The organism is Streptomyces sp. 3MP-14, assembly GCF_006334905.2.
Taxonomy (GTDB): domain Bacteria; phylum Actinomycetota; class Actinomycetes; order Streptomycetales; family Streptomycetaceae; genus Streptomyces; species Streptomyces triticirhizae.
In genome coordinates, this window is record NZ_VDLZ02000002.1 from 485,525 (window position 1) to 502,853 (window position 17,329).

16 protein-coding genes are annotated in these 17,329 nt (G+C 74.3%); 7 read left to right on the forward strand and 9 right to left on the reverse strand.

The annotated features are described in order from the left end of the window. The first annotated feature begins 898 nt into the window (after window positions 1–898). Together FH609_RS04575 and FH609_RS04580 are read left to right on the forward strand one after the other, a co-directional pair. Complete coding sequence (locus FH609_RS04575) at window positions 899–2,953, forward strand: glycoside hydrolase family 9 protein (RefSeq protein ID WP_139670651.1); 2,055 nt, start codon at window positions 899–901, stop codon at window positions 2,951–2,953. 39 nt (window positions 2,954–2,992) lie between these two features. After that, on the forward strand, window positions 2,993–3,580 hold the full coding sequence (locus tag FH609_RS04580) for a hypothetical protein (protein WP_139670654.1): 588 nt from the start codon (window positions 2,993–2,995) through the stop codon (window positions 3,578–3,580). 147 nt (window positions 3,581–3,727) lie between these two features. On the opposite strand, the gene FH609_RS04585 is transcribed toward FH609_RS04580, so the two are convergent. Continuing rightward, on the reverse strand, window positions 3,728–4,318 hold the full coding sequence (locus tag FH609_RS04585) for a lytic polysaccharide monooxygenase (RefSeq protein WP_139670655.1): 591 nt from the start codon (window positions 4,316–4,318) through the stop codon (window positions 3,728–3,730). 207 nt (window positions 4,319–4,525) lie between these two features. On the opposite strand from FH609_RS04585, the gene FH609_RS04590 reads away from it, so the two are divergent. After that, entirely contained in the window at window positions 4,526–5,614 is a 1,089-nt protein-coding gene (locus FH609_RS04590) for a LacI family DNA-binding transcriptional regulator (RefSeq protein WP_226961393.1), read from the forward strand. A gap of 62 nt (window positions 5,615–5,676) precedes the next feature. Here the strand turns inward: FH609_RS04590 and FH609_RS04595 are convergent, their stop codons facing one another. Next, on the reverse strand, window positions 5,677–7,254 hold the full coding sequence (locus FH609_RS04595; protein ID WP_139670660.1) for a phytoene desaturase family protein: 1,578 nt from the start codon (window positions 7,252–7,254) through the stop codon (window positions 5,677–5,679). A gap of 126 nt (window positions 7,255–7,380) precedes the next feature. Here FH609_RS04595 and FH609_RS04600 point away from each other — a divergent pair, with 126 nt between their 5' ends. Together FH609_RS04600 and FH609_RS04605 are read left to right on the forward strand one after the other, a co-directional pair. Continuing rightward, complete coding sequence (locus FH609_RS04600) at window positions 7,381–9,438, forward strand: ABC transporter ATP-binding protein (RefSeq protein ID WP_226961394.1); 2,058 nt, start codon at window positions 7,381–7,383, stop codon at window positions 9,436–9,438. Between the two features lie 117 nt (window positions 9,439–9,555). Next, the gene (locus tag FH609_RS04605; protein ID WP_139670662.1) at window positions 9,556–10,437 is read left to right on the forward strand and encodes an alpha/beta hydrolase; all 882 of its coding nucleotides are present in this window, start codon (window positions 9,556–9,558) and stop codon (window positions 10,435–10,437) included. A gap of 58 nt (window positions 10,438–10,495) precedes the next feature. On the opposite strand, the gene FH609_RS04610 is transcribed toward FH609_RS04605, so the two are convergent. From FH609_RS04610 to FH609_RS04630, 5 genes are all read right to left on the reverse strand, one after another. Next, window positions 10,496–11,140, reverse strand: coding sequence for a TetR/AcrR family transcriptional regulator (locus FH609_RS04610; RefSeq protein ID WP_139670758.1), 645 nt, complete (start codon window positions 11,138–11,140; stop codon window positions 10,496–10,498). An 80-nt stretch (window positions 11,141–11,220) separates the two neighbouring features. Then, window positions 11,221–11,622: an NUDIX hydrolase gene (locus FH609_RS04615; protein ID WP_139670663.1), complete on the reverse strand. Its 402-nt coding sequence runs from the start codon at window positions 11,620–11,622 to the stop codon at window positions 11,221–11,223. A 144-nt stretch (window positions 11,623–11,766) separates the two neighbouring features. Then, a complete protein-coding gene (locus FH609_RS04620) occupies window positions 11,767–12,159 on the reverse strand; it encodes a VOC family protein (protein WP_139670665.1) in 393 nt (130 codons plus the stop codon). An 80-nt stretch (window positions 12,160–12,239) separates the two neighbouring features. Continuing rightward, window positions 12,240–12,668 (reverse strand): PPOX class F420-dependent oxidoreductase, encoded by a 429-nt coding sequence (locus FH609_RS04625; protein ID WP_139670667.1) that lies wholly within the window; start codon window positions 12,666–12,668, stop codon window positions 12,240–12,242. Window positions 12,669–12,672: 4 nt separating this feature from the next. Next, window positions 12,673–13,764, reverse strand: a complete 1,092-nt coding sequence (locus FH609_RS04630; protein WP_139670669.1) for a DUF2332 domain-containing protein — start codon at window positions 13,762–13,764, stop codon at window positions 12,673–12,675. Between the two features lie 195 nt (window positions 13,765–13,959). On the opposite strand from FH609_RS04630, the gene FH609_RS04635 reads away from it, so the two are divergent. Together FH609_RS04635 and FH609_RS04640 are read left to right on the forward strand one after the other, a co-directional pair. Beyond that, window positions 13,960–14,637 (forward strand): ThuA domain-containing protein, encoded by a 678-nt coding sequence (locus tag FH609_RS04635; protein WP_139670671.1) that lies wholly within the window; start codon window positions 13,960–13,962, stop codon window positions 14,635–14,637. Between the two features lie 45 nt (window positions 14,638–14,682). Next, window positions 14,683–15,195, forward strand: a complete 513-nt coding sequence (locus FH609_RS04640) for an O-acetyl-ADP-ribose deacetylase (protein WP_139670673.1) — start codon at window positions 14,683–14,685, stop codon at window positions 15,193–15,195. Here FH609_RS04640 and FH609_RS04645 read toward each other — a convergent pair. Beyond that, window positions 15,171–16,094, reverse strand: a complete 924-nt coding sequence (locus FH609_RS04645) for an EamA family transporter (protein WP_139670675.1) — start codon at window positions 16,092–16,094, stop codon at window positions 15,171–15,173. The genes FH609_RS04640 and FH609_RS04645 overlap by 25 nt on opposite strands. A 100-nt stretch (window positions 16,095–16,194) precedes the next feature. After that, window positions 16,195–17,274 (reverse strand): questin oxidase family protein, encoded by a 1,080-nt coding sequence (locus tag FH609_RS04650; protein ID WP_139670677.1) that lies wholly within the window; start codon window positions 17,272–17,274, stop codon window positions 16,195–16,197. Window positions 17,275–17,329 lie beyond the last annotated feature (55 nt).

Sequence of the window (17,329 nt, forward strand, 5' to 3'; positions counted from 1 at the left end):
GGACGCGTTCGGCGCGTTCGCGGCCCCTCCGCGCCGATTTTGTTTGACAAAAGACTGCGCCAACGGTTGACGGGGTCATGCTCTGCTCTCAGTATGAGGGGCAACCGCAAGGTGGGAGCGCTCCCATTCACCACCGGGAGTCGTCTCGCGCTCGGCGGTGGTTTCTCGGATCGCCGACCAAGGATCGAGAGGGCCGTCCCATGCCACCTCCACCAGGTTTCTCCGACGTCCGCCAGGACCCCGAGTGTCGCGACGAGCGCGGGATGCCGGCGGACGGGGCCGACCGCGCGGAGCCGACCCGCGCCGCGCCGTGCCACGGCGCGCGGCCGAACCACGGTCAGGATCGACGGCCCCTGCTTCGGCTCTGGGTTCAAGAGGTCAACAGAAGGAGTGACTTCAACCGACGCAGCCGAGGGGTCGGCGGCTAGCCGCACCGCCGAGAGACCAGGTCGCCGCCGCATCCGCTGCGGTGACCAACGGCCCGCTGTCCGCCGTGGTTTCGCCGCTCCGGACCCCCTGCGGGAGGGGGTGTCCGGCGGACCAGCGGGAAGGCGGTCGTTTCGCCCCGGTCGGGGACGGGCGGGGGCGAAACGACCGCCGTGGCGGAAACGCCGCGGCGGGACCCGGCGACCGGCCGGTCGCCAGGCGAACACCGCACCAGGAGAACGATCCGGGTTCTTCGCCCGGTGAAGTCACCAGAGGCCAGAACGACGTCGAATCCGTTCCATCGCTCCATTCTGTTAAGTCAACGGACTTGACGGGAGCATGGCGGCTTCCACACCATTAAGCTGCCGCCGCCGGGTGGGAGCGCTCCCAGTCCGACCGTCGCTCGCCGCAGGGCGAACGACGGTCACCACCCGGCGGCGGTTCTCCTTCGGACCCCAGGAACGAGCCGCTGATGTCTCCTCACTCCGACCGAGAGCCCGACAGAGCGTCTGACAGAGCGTCTGACCGCCGCCAGGCCGCGAAGGCCGCCCCCTCGGGCCGCCGCCGGCGCCGCCCGCGCGGCCGCGTCGCCGCCGGCGCGCTGGCCGCGACGGCGCTCGCCGCCGGCCTGCTGGTGCCGCTCACCTCCCAGGGCGCGAACGCCGAGCCGCCCACGGCCGCCGCCCCCGCGTTCAACTACGCCGAGGCGCTCCAGAAGTCGATGTTCTTCTACGAGGCGCAGCGCTCGGGACCGCTGCCCGAGGACAACCGGGTCAGCTGGCGCGGCGACTCCGCGCTGGACGACGGCGCCGACGTGGGCCTGGACCTGACCGGCGGCTGGTACGACGCGGGCGACCACGTCAAGTTCGGCCTGCCGATGGCCGCTTCGGCCACCATGCTCGCCTGGGGCGGGTTGGCCGCCGGCGACGGCTACGAGCAGTCGGGGCAGCTGCCGTATCTGAAGAGCAACCTCCGCTGGGTCAACGACTACTTCATCCGCGCGCACCCCGAGCCCGACGTGCTCTACGCCCAGGTCGGCGACGGCAACGAGGACCACCGCTGGTGGGGCCCGGCCGAGGTGATGCCGATGGAGCGCCCGGCCTACCGGGTGGACGCCTCCTGCCCCGGCTCCGACGTGGCGGGCGAGACCGCCGCCGCGATGGCCGCCTCCTCGCTGGTCTTCGCCGAGGACGACCCGGCCTACGCGGCCGAGCTGGTGACCCACGCCGAGCAGCTGTACGCCTTCGCCGACGAGCACCGTGGGGTCTACTCCGACTGCGTGCCGGCCGGCGACTTCTACCGTTCCTGGTCCGGCTACCAGGACGAACTGGTCTGGGGCGCCTACTGGTTGTACAAGGCGACCGGGGACGCGGCCTATCTGGAGAAGGCCGAGACCGAGTACGACCTGCTGGCCACCGAGCCGCAGTCGGACGTGCGCAGCTTCCGCTGGACCATCGCCTGGGACGACAAGTCCTACGGCGCCTATGCCCTGTTGGCGATGGAGACCGGCGACCCCAAGTACGTCGAGGACGCCAACCGGTGGCTGGACTTCTGGACGACCGGCGTCGACGGCCAGCGGGTGCGGTACTCGCCGGGCGGCCAGGCCGTGCTCGACACCTGGGGCTCGCTGCGCTACGCCGCCAACACCTCGTTCGTGGCGCTGGTCTACTCCGACTGGCTGGCCGAGTCGGACGCCGAACGCGCCACGCGCTACCGGGAGTTCGGCGAGAGCCAGATCAACTACGCGCTGGGCGACAACCCGAGGGACTCCAGCTATGTGGTGGGCTTCGGCGAGAACTCGCCGCGCGACCCGCACCACCGCACCGCGCACGGCTCGTGGACCGACCAGCTGACCCAGCCCGAGGCCAGCCGGCACGTCCTCTACGGCGCGCTGGTCGGCGGCCCCGGCGCGCCGGACGACGCCTACGAGGACGACCGGCAGGACTATGTGGCCAACGAGGTGGCCACCGACTACAACGCGGCCTTCTCCGGGGCGCTGGCCCATCTGACGGCCCGCTACGGCGGCACGCCGCTGCCGGACTTCCCGCCGGTGGAGGAGCCGGACGACGACGAGATCTATGTCGAGGCGAGCACCAACGCGACCGGCGACACGTTCAGCGAGATCAAGGCGACGGTGCGCAACATCTCGGCGTTCCCCGCCCGTTCGCTGGACAACGCCACGGTGCGCTACTGGTTCACCCTCGACGAGGGGGTCGACCCCGCGTCGGTCACCCTGACCGCCGGCTACAGCGAGTGCCCCGAGCCGGAGGGCGGGGTGCACCAGGCGGCGGGCGACCTCTACTACGCGGAGCTGAGCTGCGCGGGACGCTCGATCTATCCGGGAGGCCAGTCGGCGCACCGTGCCGAGGTGCAGTTCAGGGTGGACGGCGGGCCCGGCTGGGACCCGAGCGACGACTGGTCGCACCAGGACATCGCTGACGATCCCGCGCGCACCCCGTATCTGACGGTCTACGAGGACGGGGCCCTGGTCTGGGGAGTCGAGCCCACGGCGGTGGTGGAGCCGTGAGCCATCTCGATTCACGGCCGGCCACACAAGGAGAAGACCATGGCAGTTCAGCATCCTCCCCGGCCCGCGAGCCTCCCGACGCCCGATGAGCGGCCGATCCCGGCCGAGCCCGGTGGGGCGCTGCGCGCGCTCGCCGTCCTGCGGATCGTCACCGGGGCGATCTTCCTGTGGGCCTTCCTCGACAAGGCGCTGGGCCTGGGGTACGCCACGGCCTCGGAGCGGTCCTGGCTCCAGGGCGGCTCCCCGGCCCAGGGCTACCTCTCGGGGGTCTCGGTCGGGCCGCTGGAGTCCACGTTCCACGCGTGGGCCGGCGAGGTCGCCATCGACTGGCTGTACATGGCCGGCATGGGTGGCCTGGGCATCTCGCTGGTGTTGGGCATCGGGCTGCGGGTCACGGCGGTCGCCGGGCCGCTGATGATGCTGATGCTCTGGGTCAGCGAGTTCCCGCCCGCCCGCTTCGCCTCGGACGGGACGCCCACGATGTCGCCGAACCCGGTGATCGACGCGCACGTGGTCTACGCGGGGGTGATGGTCGTTGTCGCGCTCTACTCGGCCGGCCGGGTCTACGGCCTCGGCGGCTGGTGGGAGCGCACCCAGCTGGTGCGGAACATCCCGTGGCTGCGCTGAACGCCACCCCGGTTGCGGCCGGGCCCCTGCCGGGGTCCGGCCGCCCCCGAACGGCGGGTGCGTGGAGGGTGGGTTGGACCTCTCCACGCACCCGCGTCAACCGACCGGGACGAGCGTCGGCGGGATCGGAGGGAGTGGCGGGAGACCTCAGAGGTCCACGTCCGAGCACGCGTAGAAGGCGTTGCCGGTGTCGGCCACGTTCCACACGGCCAGGATCAGGTGCCGCCCGGACTTGTTCGGGATCGTGCCCTGGTGGTGCTCGGTGTCGCCCGGCTGCGCGCCGTTCATCGGAACGCTCAGGAACGGTGCCGGCTCCAGGTCGGAGCGGGTCAGCGGCTGCGAGGGGTCGTAGCTGTCGTTGGTGATGTAGTAGTCGAACTCGGAGGTGCTGTGGCGGGCGGTGAAGGTCCAGCTGAAGGTGATGGACTGCCCGGGGTTGAGGTCCGTGGCGGGCCAGTTGCCGCCGCGCGGGTCGTCCAGCTCGGAGAAGCGGGAGTTGCCGCCGGAACAGAGCGCGCCGTCGGCGGGGCCGGCGGCCGGGAAGCCCTTGGGCCCCTCGACGCTGTGCGGTTCCCACTGCACCTGGCCGCAGTCGGTGACCGTGCCCTGCGCGCAGAACAGCTGCCGGCTGGTCGGGGACGTGGTGTAGCCGTGGCCCTGCGCGGTGGTGGTCGTGGCGAACACCGTCGCCACGGCCAGCCCGACGCCCGTCACGGCGGTGAGGATCGTCTTTCGCATAGTTCGCTCCCGGATGTCGTGGGGGAGGAGCGCTCCTTGAGGGGAGTAGCGCGGTCTAGACCAAGGGTGACGTTACTGCGAGGTTTTCGTCATGTCCAGACCAATGAATCGTGAGGGGTGGCCATGTCCATCGCGCCTGTCCGTTCCGTCAGTTCCGTCCCGCCCGCCCCACCGCGAGGCCGCCCACGGCCCCCGAGCGGGAACGCCGTGACCCCGACCCGAACCTCCAGGACCACGACCTCGAAGCCCACGACGCTCCGTCAGGTCGCCCGCGCCGCCGACGTGTCCATGGCCACCGTCTCCCGCGTCCTCGCCGGCAACTACCCCGTCGCCCCCCGCACCCGCCAGCGGGTGCTCCGCGCCGTCCAGGAACTCGACTACGTCGCCAACACCCACGCCCGCGCCCTGCGCGGCCACGCCACCCCCACCGTCGCGCTCGTCCTGCCCGACCTGCGGGACGAGGCCGTCGCCCGGATCGCCCAGGGCGTCGAGGAGGAGGCCACCCGCAACGGCCGCAGCTGTCTGATCGGCACCACCAGGGGTGACCCCGAGCGGGAGCGCACCGTGCTGCGCGGGATGCGCCAGAACGGCGCCGGGGCCGTGATCCTGATCGGCGGCGGCGCCCAGGACCCCGTCCACCAGGAGGAGTTGGCCACCATCGCCGGCTCCCTGGCCGCCGCCGGCTCCCGGCTGGTGTTCTGCGGCCGGCCGGCCCCGGACGACGCGACGCCGGCGACCGTCGTCGAGTACGACAACGAGGGCGGCGCCTACGCTGTCGTCAGCCGGCTGCTAGTCCAGGGCCACCGACGCATCCTCTTCCTCGGGCCGGCCACGGGCTCCACCACCGCCGCCGGCCGACTCGCCGGCTACCGCAGGGCGTTGGCCGACTTCGACCTGCCGTTCCGGCCCGAGCTGGTGGTCGGCGGCGGCCTCGGCCGCGCCGACGCCCGCGACCGCCTCGCCCGCCGCCTGGTCGGCGGCTCCGACTTCACCGCCGTCTTCGCGGTCACCGACAACGCGGCCTCCGGCGCGCTCGCCGCGCTGCGCGAGGTCGGCCTCAGCGTGCCGGACGACGTCTCCCTCGTCGGCTACGGCGACGCCGAGTGCGCCACCGACCTGCTGCCGCAGCTGACCACGGTCCACGTGCCCTACGTCGAACTCGGCCGCACCGCCGTCCGGTTGGCGCTGGGCCTCACCGAGGGTTCGGTCTCGGCCGCCGACCAGCGGGCCCTGCTCGGCACCCATGTGGTGCTCCGCGACTCCACCGCCCCACCACCCCGCCGCCGCCCCACCTGACCAACCGGCCCACCCCGCCGCCGGCCCCGGGCCCGGCGGCGGGCCGGCCCGGCGGCCGGCCGCTACCGCTCCAGCACCGCCATCGCCGCGTTGTGGCCGCCCACCCCGCTGACCCCGCCGCCGCGCACCGCGCCCGCGCCGCACAGCAGCACGTTGCGGTGCCCGGTCGCCACCCCCCACCGTTCCCCCGGCGTCCCCGGCGCGTCCTCCGAGGCGCGATACGGGAACGCCAGGTCGCCGTGGAAGATGTGACCGCCCGGCAGCCGCAGCTCACGCTCCAGATCCAGTGGCGTCTTCGCCTCCAGACACGGCCGCCCCTCCTCGTCCACCGCCAGGCAGTCGCCGACCGGCTCCGCCAGCCGCGCGTCCAACGCCGCCAGCGTGTCCGCCAACAGCCGCTCCCGCACCCGGCGTTGCTGCTCCGCGTCGCCCGCGAACAGCCGCGCCGGCGTGTGCAGCCCGAAGAGCGTCATCGTGTGGTGCCCGCTCGCCGCCAGCTCGGGCGACAGGATCGAGGGGTCCGTCAACGAGTGGCAGTACACCTCGCTCGGCGGCACCGCCGGCAGCCGCCCGGCCGCCGCCTGCCGGTACGCCGTCTCCAACTCCCCGTATCCCTCCGCCACATGGAACGTCCCGGCGAACGCCTCACGCGGGTCGACGGCCGGATCGCGCAGCGCCGGCAGCCGCCGCAGCAGCATGTTCACCTTGAACTGCGCACCCTCGGGCGCCGCCGGCCCCGGCTCGTCCAGCAGCCGCGCCAACTCGCTCGGCGAGGCGTTCACCAGCACCGTCTCCGCGCCGACCAGCCCCTCGCCCGCCTCGGTCCGCCACGCCACCTCCGCGACCCGGCCGTCCGTCGCCAGCCCCGTCACCTCGTGCCCGGTGGCCACCTCGGCGCCCGCCCCCAGCGCCGCGTCCAGCAGCGCCCGCGTCACCGCGCCCATGCCGCCCACCGGCACGTCCCAGTCCCCGGTGCCCTGCCCGATCACGTGGTACAGGAAGCAGCGGTTCTGCGCCAACGACGGGTCGTGCGCGTGCGTGAACGTGCCGATCAGCGCGTCCGTGAAGACCACGCCCCGCACCAGGTCGTCCGCGAACGTCTCCTCGATCGCCTCGCCCAGCGGCCGTTCGAAGACCGCCGACCACACCGCGTCGTCCCCCACCCGCGCCCGCAACTCCGCCCGGCTGGGCAGCGGTTCGGTCAACGTCGGGAAGACCCGGCCCGCCAGCCGCCCGGTGCGGGCATAGAAGTCGCGCCACGCGGCGTACTCCCGCCCGTCCCCGGTCAGCCGCGTGAACGACTCCCGCACCCGCGCCTCCCCGTCGCCCACCAGCAGCCCGGTCGCCGCGCCGCCGCGCACCGTCGGCGTGTAGGAGGCGAACGGCCGCCGCCGCAGCTCCAGCCGCAGCCCCAGCTCGCGCACGATCCGCTGCGGCAGCAGGCTCACCAGGTAGGCGAACCGCGACAGCCGCGCGGCCACCCCGGGGAACGGGGTGTCGGAGACGGCCGCGCCGCCAGCCGCGTCCAGCCGTTCCAGCACCACCACCCGGTGGCCCGCCCGGGCCAGATAGGCGGCGGCGACCAGTCCGTTGTGGCCGCCGCCCACGATCACCACGTCATACCGCGAGCGACTGGGCATGGCTCTTCGTAACACGCCCGCCGCCACTCGGCCACCCGTCGGGAAAGGTCCCCGACCGGTCGTAGGCTGGACGGTCGTCCCACCCCGCAGCACGCGCCATGCCGCCCGCACCCCGCGAAGGAGCCAATGCCCCACCCCGAGACTCCCGCCCAGCCCGGCCCCCGGACTCCCGCCACCGAACCCGACCGCGACACCGAACCCGACCGGGACGCCGAGGACCGGGACGGGCCCGACGAGCCAGGGCCGCCGCACGAGATCCGCCGCATCCTGCGTCTCTTCCGTCCCTACCGGGGCCGCCTCGCCCTGGTCGGCCTGCTGGTCGGCGCCTCCTCGCTGGTCGCCGTCGCCTCCCCGTTCCTGCTCCGCGAGATCATCGACGTCGCCCTCCCCGAGCAGCGCACCGGACTGCTGACCCTGCTGGCCCTCGGCATGGTGGCCGCGACGCTGACCAGCAGCGTCTTCGGCGTCCTCCAGACCCTGATCTCCACCACCGTCGGCCAGCGCGTGATGCACGACCTGCGGACCGGCGTCTACGCCAAGCTGCAACGGATGCCGCTGGCGTTCTTCACCCGCACCCGCACCGGCGAGGTCCAGTCCCGCATCGCCGGCGACATCGGCGGTATGCAGGCGACCGTCACCTCGACCGCGACCTCGCTGGTCTCCAACGTCACCGCCGTGACCGCGACCCTGGTCGCCATGCTCGCGCTGGACTGGCGGCTGACCCTGGTCTCGCTGGCGCTGCTGCCGTTCTTCGTCTGGATCGCCCGCCGGGTCGGCCGGGAGCGCAAGCGGATCACCGCCACCCGGCAGCGGCAGATGGCCCGGATGGCGGCCATGGTCACCGAGTCGCTCTCCGTCAGCGGCATTCTGCTCGGCCGCACCATGGGCCGCGCCGAGACGCTCACCGAACGGTTCTCCGACGAGTCGGAGAAGCTCGTCGCCCTGGAGGTGCGCGCCAGCATGGCCGGCCGCTGGCGGATGGCCACCATCGGCATGATCATGGGCGCCATCCCCCCGCTGCTCTACTGGTCGGCCGGCGCCCTGGCCCACCTCGGCGGCGCCCCGCCGTCGATCGGCACCCTGGTCGCCTTCGTCGGCCTGCAACAGGGGCTGCTGCGCCCGGCCACCTCGCTGCTGTCCACCGGCGTCGACATCCAGGCCTCGCTCGCCCTCTTCCAACGCGTCTTCGAGTACCTCGACCTGCCCGTGGACATCACCGAGCGGCCGGACCCGGTGCGCCTGGAGCGACCCAGGGGCGAGGTCGTCCTGGACAGGGTGACGTTCCGCTACGACCCGGGCGCGCCCGCCACCCTCAGTGACATCAACCTGACCGTACCGGCCGGGAGTTCGCTCGCCGTGGTCGGCGCGACCGGCGCCGGCAAGAGCACCCTGGGCTATCTCGTTCCCCGCCTCTACGACGTGACCGAGGGTCGGGTCACGCTCGACGGCGTCGACGTGCGCGACCTGGACTTCGACTCGCTGGCCAGGGCGGTGGGCGTGGTCTCCCAGGAGACCTATCTCTTCCACGCCTCGATCGCCGACAACCTGCGGTTCGCCAGGCCCGAGGCCAGCCAGCGCGAGATCGAGGAGGCGGCCCGCGCCGCCCAGATCCACGACCACATCGCGACCCTGCCCGAGGGCTACGAGACGGTGGTGGGGGAGCGGGGCTACCGCTTCTCCGGCGGCGAGAAGCAGCGGCTGGCGCTGGCCCGCACCATCCTGCGGGACCCGCCGGTGCTGGTGCTCGACGAGGCGACCAGCGCGCTGGACACCCGCACCGAGCACGCCGTGCAGCGGGCCGTCGACGCGCTGGCCGCCGGCCGCACCGTGATCACCATCGCGCACCGGCTCTCCACGATCCGGGACGCCGACCAGATCGTGCTGCTGGACGGCGGCCGGATCGTCGAGCGCGGCACCCACGAGGAGTTGCTCGCCCTCGGCGGACGCTACGCCGCCCTGGTCGACCGCGAGACGGCCAACGCCGAGCCCGCCGAGCCCGCAGCACCCGCCGACCCCGTCGACCCCGTCGACCCGACGCGCGCCGAGCCGACGCGCGCCGAGCCGACGCGCGCCGAGCCGACGCGCGCCGAGCCGACGCGCGCCGAGCCGACGCGCGCCGGGCCGGACCGGCCGGCCGGTCCGGCGGCCGAACGCGACGCCTCCCCGGTCGAGTTGGCCCCCTGAGGCCGAGCCCGTGCCGCCCGCGCGGCGGCCCGCGCCGCCCTGTGCACCGCCCATAAAACTGAGCGAACGGTCGTGCTAATATCTCGGCGTCGAGCACACCACCCCCGAGGAGACCCCATGCGGTCAGGGCCCGCGCTGATCGGCGCGACACTCAACACCACCGTTCACGTCGCCCCCCGGCTCGCCGGCCGCGCCGCGCTCTCGGTCTTCCGGCGCGCCACCGGGCGCGTGCCGGTGCGGCCCGCCGAGGAGCCGACCATGGCCCGCGCCCACGCCGAGACGCGCACCGTCGGGGACGTCCGGGTCGCCGTCTACCGCTGGGGCGCGGGGCCGCGCCCGGTGCTGCTGGTCCACGGCTGGCAGTTCCGCGCCGCCCGGTTCGCGCCGCTGGTCGAGGCGCTGCTGGCGCGCGGCCACGCGGTCGTCTCGTTCGACGCGCCCGGCCATGGCGCCTCCGGCGGCACCGGCAGCGACCTGCCCGAACTCCGCCGGATCATCGGGCGGTTGGCCGACGAGCACGGGCCGTTCGGCGCGGTCGTCGGGCACTCGTTCGGCGGGCTGGCCGCCTGGTACGCGCTGGCCGGGGGCGTGCCGGCCGAGCGGCTTGTCACCATGTCGACACCCGTCGAGTTCGAGTGGGTCATGGACTCGTTCGGCGACCAGCTCGGCCTCAACTCCCGGGTGCGGCGCGCGATGGGCCAGCAGCTCGCGGAGCGCTTCCTGCCCGGCGTCCCCCAACCGCTGCGCACCCTCTCGGCCACCCACCGCCCGGAACGGGTCACCGTGCCGCTGATGGTGGTGCACGACGAGGAGGACCGCCAGGTCCCCGTCGCGCAGGCCCGGCTGCTGCTGGCCGCCCACGCCCGCCGCGCCGACGCGCTGCTCACCCGGGGGCTCGGCCACAACCGCATCCTCGCCGACCCCGAGGTGATCGACGCCGTCCTCGCCTTCGTCCGGACGGTCGACCACGAGGAGGAGCCGGCTCGCTCCGCCCGCTGAGCCCGGCGAACGCCGGCCGACCGCCGTGAAGCGCCGGATGGTGCGGCCGGCCCCGTGCTCAGTCCGGCTCGGAGAGGGAGACGGGGCGCGCGGCGCAGGCCGTCAGCCGTGCGCGGATGCCCGCGCCGGCGCGCCGGTAGCTCTCGTGATCCTGGTGGAGCACCGAGTCGGCGTTGGCCATCTCCAGCAGCGCCACCAGCTCGAAGGTCAGTTGCGGCACCTCGCAGTCCGCCGTCAACTCGCCGGCCTCGCGCGCCTCTTCGAGCAGCCCGCGCAGATAGCCGATCCACTCCTCGCGCGCCCGGGCCACCGCGTCCCGCACGGGCCCGGAGCGCGCGCTGTACTCGGCGGCCACCGTGGTGAAGAAGCAGCCGCCGGGGAAGACCCGGTCGCGCGAGTAGGCCAAATAGCGCCCGCAGACCCGCCACACCCGCCCCAGACCGGGGGGCATGTCCTCGGCCGGCTCGGCCACGCTCCGCACGAAGACCGCGCGGGCCGCGCGGACGGTGGCCAGTTGCAGCTCCTCCTTGGAGCCGAAGAGCGCGAAGACGCCGCTCTTGCTGAGGCCGAGTTCGGTCGCGATCCGCCCGATCGACAGGCCGCCGAGGCCCTCGACCGAGGCGATCTTCATGGTGTGTCCGAGCACCAGCCGACGGGACTGGTTCCCCCGCTCCACCCGCCCGTCGATCCGTGCCCCGGCCACCTCGTCGCCTTCCGCCAAGAGGGCCCCATCGTACCCGGGCGCGGCCGCCCCGGGCCGGGCTCGTGCGGCCGGCCGCCGCCTCAGCGCAGCCGGCCCGAGGCGGCCAGGTCGTCGAAGACCGCGTGGTCCACCGGCGCGGTGCGCTCCCGGTCGGCCAGGGTCAGCCAGGCGATCTCCTCGATCTCGTTGCTGGCGACGAGATCGCCCAGGTAGTCGGCGGTGTAGCAGGCCATCCGCACCAGCGTCCCCTCCGGGTGGCCATGGGCCTGGGCGGTGTAGGTGCCCACATGCACGGCCGAGGCCGGGTCGATGGCGACGGTCAGCTCCTCGCGCACCTCGCGGGTCAGCGTCTCCAAATCGCTCTCTCCTGGAGCACGCTTGCCACCGGGGATATAGAAGACATCCTTACCCCGGGAACGGGCCCCGAGGATCTTTCCGTCCTCCAGGTGCACCCATGCCACGGTGTCGATCAGCGCTGCCACCGTTCTCCTCGCCCTCCCGAGGCCCGCGGACGCCCGCCGGCGGCCCGCCGTGCCGTTCGTTCCGGCCCCCGGGCCACACCGCGTGGCAGGAGGCGCCGGACGATGGTGTCACACGGCCGGCGGGCGCCGGCGCGGTCCCCGGGCTCAGCGGACGGTGGGGCGCACCACGGGCGGCACCTTGGGCGGGAAGACGCAGAACTCGTTGCCCTCCGGGTCGGCCAGGACATCCCAGGAGGCCGTCGCGCCCTCGCGGCGCCGCAGCAGCGTCGCGCCCATGGCCAGCAACTCCTCGGTGTCGCCCCGGACGTCGATGTGCATCCGGTTCTTGCCCTCCTTGGCCTCGGGCACCGGGTTGAACCAGATGGACGGGCCCTCGTCCAGCGGGTCGTGGATGGGCACCGGCCACTCGGGCGGCCACTCCCCGTTCTCGTCCTCCCGGTGACGCCGCTCGTATCCCAGGGCGGCACACCACCAGTCGGCCAGGGCCTGATGGTCCACGGCGTCGAGCGCCAGATCTTTGAATCGCGCGGGAGCCATGCCGCCGAGCCTAAGGGCTGGCCCCGGCGGGCGGCGGACCTCGCGGCCCGCGCGGGTCGCGCGTCGCGAACCGCGCCGGCTCAGTCCGTCAGGTCGGCCTGGGCCACCACGTGTTCGGGCCGGACGCGCACCACCATCTCGCCGGGCGCGGCGTTCCGTTCGCCGAACTCCACCGCCCGCTCCCGCCCCATGTAACGGGCCGCGATCCGGATCGCCCAGTCCTTCAACTCCCCGGCGTCCTCGCTCAGTTCGGCCCGCCCCTGGAGCACGACGAAGGCGAAGGGCGGGGCCTGGTCGTCCACGCAGAACGCGACCCGCCCGTCCCGGGCAAGGTTGCGCCCCTTCACGGTCTCGCGGCCCGTGGTCAGCACCACGTCGTCGCCGTCCAGCACGAACCACACCGGCGCCACGTGCGGCGTGCCGTCCGCGCGCGCCGTCGACAGCTTCCCGGTCCTGGTGCCCTCGGCGAGGAAGGCCCGCCACTCGTCTCGCCCCATCGCGTGTGCCATGAGGTCATCGTGCGACATCCGCCGGGAGTCGGCCAGCGGCCGGCAGGCCATGCGGGTGAGCGGACGCCAACAGCCGCTCGGGCCCGGTGCCCACCCGGGCCGACAGCCAGAACCGGGCGCCCCCGTCGTGCCGCCCCGGCTCGAAGGCGACGTGCGCGAAGCCGGCGTCCGGCGTCGCCGACGCCGCCAGCCGCGCCAACTCGCCCTCCACGGCCGCCCATTCGGCGCGCGGCACGTACTGCCGCATCACCGAGTGCCACACCACGGTCCACGTGCCCGGCTCCACGTCCAGCGTGGAGAGGAACTCGGCCGCCCCGCCGGCCTGCACCGTCGCCGGCACCTTGGCCGCTATCCGCAGCGCCCCCTCCAGTCGGGCCATCCGCTCCCGCTGGTCCGGCCAGACATAGGCCCGCAGGACCAGCGAGCCGTCGGCCGACAGCGGGTCGATCGGCGCCGGGTCGCAGCCGCGCCGCTCCACGATCCGCAGCGCCTGGTGCCTCCGCGCCCCCGCGCGCAGCCAGCCCGGCACCTCTGGCGCCCACGCGTTCGTCAGCCGCACCGGCGAGTCCAGCGGGCCCCAGGCGAACCGGGGCCCCTCGTAACGGAACTGCTCGGCGCGCAGGTTGAGGCCGCCGCTGGAGCCCAGCTCGAAGAGCCGGATCGGCGTCTGGGCCGTGGGCACCAGGTGCAGCAGCGCGGCGACCAGCAGGTTCGCGCGGCCCACCTCGTTGGTCTGCGGCGGCCTGGTCAGCCAGTCACCCAGCCACTCCCGCTCCTCGGTCATCGCCGCCCGCAGCGCGGGCCAGGCCGCGTCGGGGCGCTCGGGTGTGAACACGCCGCCCGCGCTGGGGAAGTGCGCCGCCAGCTCGGGGGCCCGGCCGGTCAGCGCCAGCGCGTGCGCCCCGCCGAGCAGCCGCAGCGGCAGCACGTCGTCCACGGCCACGTCGTGGTGGTCGGCGACCACGTCGGCGCACGGCCCGCCGTGCTCGATGTCCCGCGCGACCCGCTCCAGCAGCGCGCCGTAGAGCGGGGAGCCCTGACGTTCGCAGGCCCCCGCCTGCTGGCGAAAGACCCGGGCAACATGTTCACGGGGCATCGGTACTCCTTCGTGGGGGTCGCCCAAGATCATGGGGCCGGTCGGGGGCCGAAGGGAAGAGGAATCGGAGCAAGAGACCCAGCGGAAGGGCCACTCGTACTCCCGTGCCCCAATTGCGCCTGATCATGACAACCTCGCGCACGGGTGGCCGAACGCTTGCCGAGCCGGCGGGAAAGCGCCTTCTACCATGGCGACATGAGCGAAGAGCGCATCGTCGTCTACAGCCGCACCACCGGGTTCCGTCACGAGTCGATCCCGGCGGGCGTCGCCGCCTTCCACGAGCTGGGCGCCGAGGCCGGCCTCGCCGTGACCGCGACCGAGGACCCCGACGAGCTGACCGCCGCCCTGCCCGGCGCCCGCGCCGTGGTGTTCCTCTCCACCAGCGGCGAGGTCCTCACCGACGAGGGGCGGGCCGCGCTCCGCGCGTTCCTCGCCGCCGGCGGCGGCTTCGTCGGCGTGCACGGCGCCTCCACCACCGAGTACGACTGGCCCTGGTTCGGCAGCGAGGTCGTCGGCGCCGTCTTCGACGGCCACCCCGCGCTCCAGCCCGGCGTGGTCGTCGTCGAGGACCACGACCACCCCGCCACCGCCCACCTCCCGGCCCGCTGGGACTTCGTCGACGAGTGGTACAACTTCACCACCAACCCCCGCCCCCGGGTCCGGGTCCTGGCCGCCGCCGACGAGACCAGCTACGAGGGCGGCCGGATGGGCGCCGACCACCCCCTGGTGTGGTGCCACGAACGGTCCGGCGGACGCTCGTTCTACACCGCCCTCGGCCACACCCCCGAATCCTTCTCCGACCCGGCCTTCCGCGCCCAGCTGCTGGGCGGGCTGCGCTGGGCGGGCAACGCGCCGACCGCAGCCGGGAGTTGACGGATCGTAGCCGTCTTCGCCGCCCCGGGTGCCATCATGGGCGGCATGTCCGTACTCACCCGCGTCCAGGGCGACATCACCGAACAGCACGTCGACGCGGTGGTCAACGCCGCCAACTCCTCGCTGCTCGGCGGCGGGGGAGTGGACGGCGCGATCCACCGCAGGGGCGGCCCCGAGATCCTCGCCGCCTGCCGGGAACTGCGCGCCGGCCACTACGGCGGCGGGCTGCCCACCGGGCAGGCCGTCGCCACCACGGCGGGCCGGCTGCCCGCCCGCTGGGTCATCCACACCGTCGGCCCGGTCCACTCCACCGCCGAGGACCGCTCCGCGCTGCTGGCCTCCTGCTACCGCGAGTCCCTGCGCGTCGCCGCCGAACTCGGCGCCCGCACCGTCGCGTTGCCGGCGATCTCCACCGGCGTCTACCGCTGGCCGCTCGACGACGCCGCGCGCATCGCGCTGGCCGCCACCCGCGAGGCGGCCGCCTCCGGCGCCTTCGACGAGCTGCGGTTCGTCCTCTTCGACGAACGGGCCTATCACGCCTTCGACCCGGCCTCCTGAGCCCCCAGCCCCGGCGAGCCGGCCACCGCCAGCGCCGGCCCCCGCCGCGCCGGCCCCAGCGAGGTCAGCGCGACCCCGCCGACCAGCAGCACCGCCGCCACCCACCTCGCCGCCGAGATCCCCTCGCCCAGCAGCAGCGCCGCCGAGGACATCCCGAACACCGGCACCAGCAGCGAGAACGGCGCCACCCGCGAGGCGTCGTAGCGCCGCAGCAGGAAGCTCCAGGCGGCGAACCCGAAGAGCGTCCCGCCCGCCGCCACATACGCGACCGCCCCAACCCCCGCCCAGTCCAGCCCCGTCAACGCGTCCCGGTTGGCGTCCACCCCGTCCACCAGCAGCGACAGCGCCACCAGCGGCAGCACCGGCACCAGGCTCACCCACACCATGAACGCCAGCGCGTCGTCCACCTCGGCCCTGCGGGTCAACACGTTCGACACCGCCCAGAACGCGGCGGCCCCCACCACCAGCGCGAAGCCGACCGCCGAGCCCGAGACCCCCTCGTCCCACGCCGCGACGCCGATGCCCGCCATCGCCACCACCATGCCCACCAGCCGCACCCGGCCCGGGCGTTCCCCCAGCACCAGCGCCGCCAGCGCCGCCGTGAACACCGCCTGCACCTGCAACACCAGCGAGGAGCCGCCCGCCGGCATCCCCGCCTCCATGCCCAGGAACAGCAGCCCGAACTTCGCCACCCCCAGCGCCAGCCCGACCCCCACGATCCACCGCCAGGCGACCGCCGGCCGCCGCACCAGGAACACGGCGGGAAACGCGGCGAGCAGAAACCGCAACGCCGAGAACAACAACGGCGGAAAGTGGTCGAGGCCGACCTCGATCACCACGAAGTTGACGCCCCAGACGGCGGCGACGAGAACGGCGAGAGCGGTGTGACGTGGACGCATGACCCGAGCATCCTCCCGCCCCTCCGGCCGCGACCAGCGAGAATTCGAACGCCCGACCGTCAAGCGAAACTACACGGTCGCGCCACCCGGCTCGGCCCGATCACTCCGGCGCGATCAGCTCCACCGCGCGCAGCGCCGCCACCGCCGGCATCGGGTCTCCGGGCCGCTCGGCCAGCAGGTCCAGCACGGAGTCCGCCAGCTTGATGACATGCTCGTCGCCGTGCTCGGCGGCCCGCGCGAACACCTCGTCGGCCGTCAACTCCCGCTCGTCGCCACCGCGTTCACGCCCCGGCTCCGGCCCGCCGTCCGGCGCGTACGCCGCGACCACCGCCGCGCTCGCCGACCAGGCCGCCGCCACGCTCGGCCGCCACAGCTCCACCGGCAGCGCGGGCAACACCCGCAGCACCGCGTTCGGCGCCGTCACCGCGTGCACCAGCATCACCGGCCCGCCCCGCGCGTGCCCCGCGTAGTACCCGGCCGCCGCCCGCACCAGCTCGCCCAGCCGCGCCCGCGTCGCCGCCGGGTCGTCCGGCAGCGTCCCCGCCCACGCCGGCAGCCGCGTCAACTGCCCCAGCCGGTGGTTGATCCCGCCCGACCGGTCGGCGACCGGCTCCACCGAGGCCAACGCCCCCGCCGCTTCGCCCGCCGCCGGAACCGCCGCGATGCCCGCCGGCAGCGGCTGGTGCCGCGCCGCCCAGTAGCCCAGGCCCTCCGCCAGCTCCGCGAGCCTCGGCTCCGACGCCCCGTCCGCCAGCAGCGCCCGCACCGCGTGCCCCACCCGGATCACCGGGTGCGTCGCGCCCCCCGCGATCCCCGGCAGCAGCCTCGGCCACCACTCCGCCACCACCTCGGGCCACGGCCGCTCCGCCAGCCGCTCGCCGAAGTACCGCGCCCAGTCCCCGAGATGCCGCGCGTCGCCCAGCCGCTCGCGCCAGTTCTCCTCCGTGATCCGGTCCCGCGCCGCCGGCCGGTCCTCCAACTTCGCCTGGTAGGCGTCGATCCACCGGTGCACCCGGGCGCCCTGCCCGCGCCGCACCAGCGCCTCCACCGCCATCGGCGCGTGGTTGGTCAGCCAGCCGTTCCGCTCGGGGCCCGACCGCAGCAGCCGCTCCCACGCCTCGTCCAGCGTGCCGTCCCCGGCCCGCCCCGCCTCGTCCGTCCCGCCGTCGCTCTGGTTCATACCGGGGACGCTACGCACCCGCGCGCCCCCGGGTAACGGCCCGGAGGACCAGGCC

Excerpts from the sequence above, each read along its gene's own strand:
- FH609_RS04575 (WP_139670651.1), top strand. The coding sequence starts at position 899 with ATGTCTCCTCACTCCGACCGAGAGCCCGACAGAGCGTCTGACAGAGCG.
- FH609_RS04625 (WP_139670667.1), bottom strand. The coding sequence starts at position 12,668 with ATGGCACACGCGATGGGGCGAGACGAGTGGCGGGCCTTCCTCGCCGAG.
- FH609_RS04630 (WP_139670669.1), bottom strand. The coding sequence starts at position 13,764 with ATGCCCCGTGAACATGTTGCCCGGGTCTTTCGCCAGCAGGCGGGGGCC.
- FH609_RS04580 (WP_139670654.1), top strand. The coding sequence starts at position 2,993 with ATGGCAGTTCAGCATCCTCCCCGGCCCGCGAGCCTCCCGACGCCCGAT.
- FH609_RS04620 (WP_139670665.1), bottom strand. The coding sequence starts at position 12,159 with ATGGCTCCCGCGCGATTCAAAGATCTGGCGCTCGACGCCGTGGACCAT.
- FH609_RS04635 (WP_139670671.1), top strand. The coding sequence starts at position 13,960 with ATGAGCGAAGAGCGCATCGTCGTCTACAGCCGCACCACCGGGTTCCGT.
- FH609_RS04600 (WP_226961394.1), top strand. The coding sequence starts at position 7,381 with ATGCCCCACCCCGAGACTCCCGCCCAGCCCGGCCCCCGGACTCCCGCC.
- FH609_RS04605 (WP_139670662.1), top strand. The coding sequence starts at position 9,556 with ATGCGGTCAGGGCCCGCGCTGATCGGCGCGACACTCAACACCACCGTT.
- FH609_RS04585 (WP_139670655.1), bottom strand. The coding sequence starts at position 4,318 with ATGCGAAAGACGATCCTCACCGCCGTGACGGGCGTCGGGCTGGCCGTG.
- FH609_RS04645 (WP_139670675.1), bottom strand. The coding sequence starts at position 16,094 with ATGCGTCCACGTCACACCGCTCTCGCCGTTCTCGTCGCCGCCGTCTGG.
- FH609_RS04650 (WP_139670677.1), bottom strand. The coding sequence starts at position 17,274 with ATGAACCAGAGCGACGGCGGGACGGACGAGGCGGGGCGGGCCGGGGAC.
- FH609_RS04595 (WP_139670660.1), bottom strand. The coding sequence starts at position 7,254 with ATGCCCAGTCGCTCGCGGTATGACGTGGTGATCGTGGGCGGCGGCCAC.
- FH609_RS04640 (WP_139670673.1), top strand. The coding sequence starts at position 14,683 with ATGTCCGTACTCACCCGCGTCCAGGGCGACATCACCGAACAGCACGTC.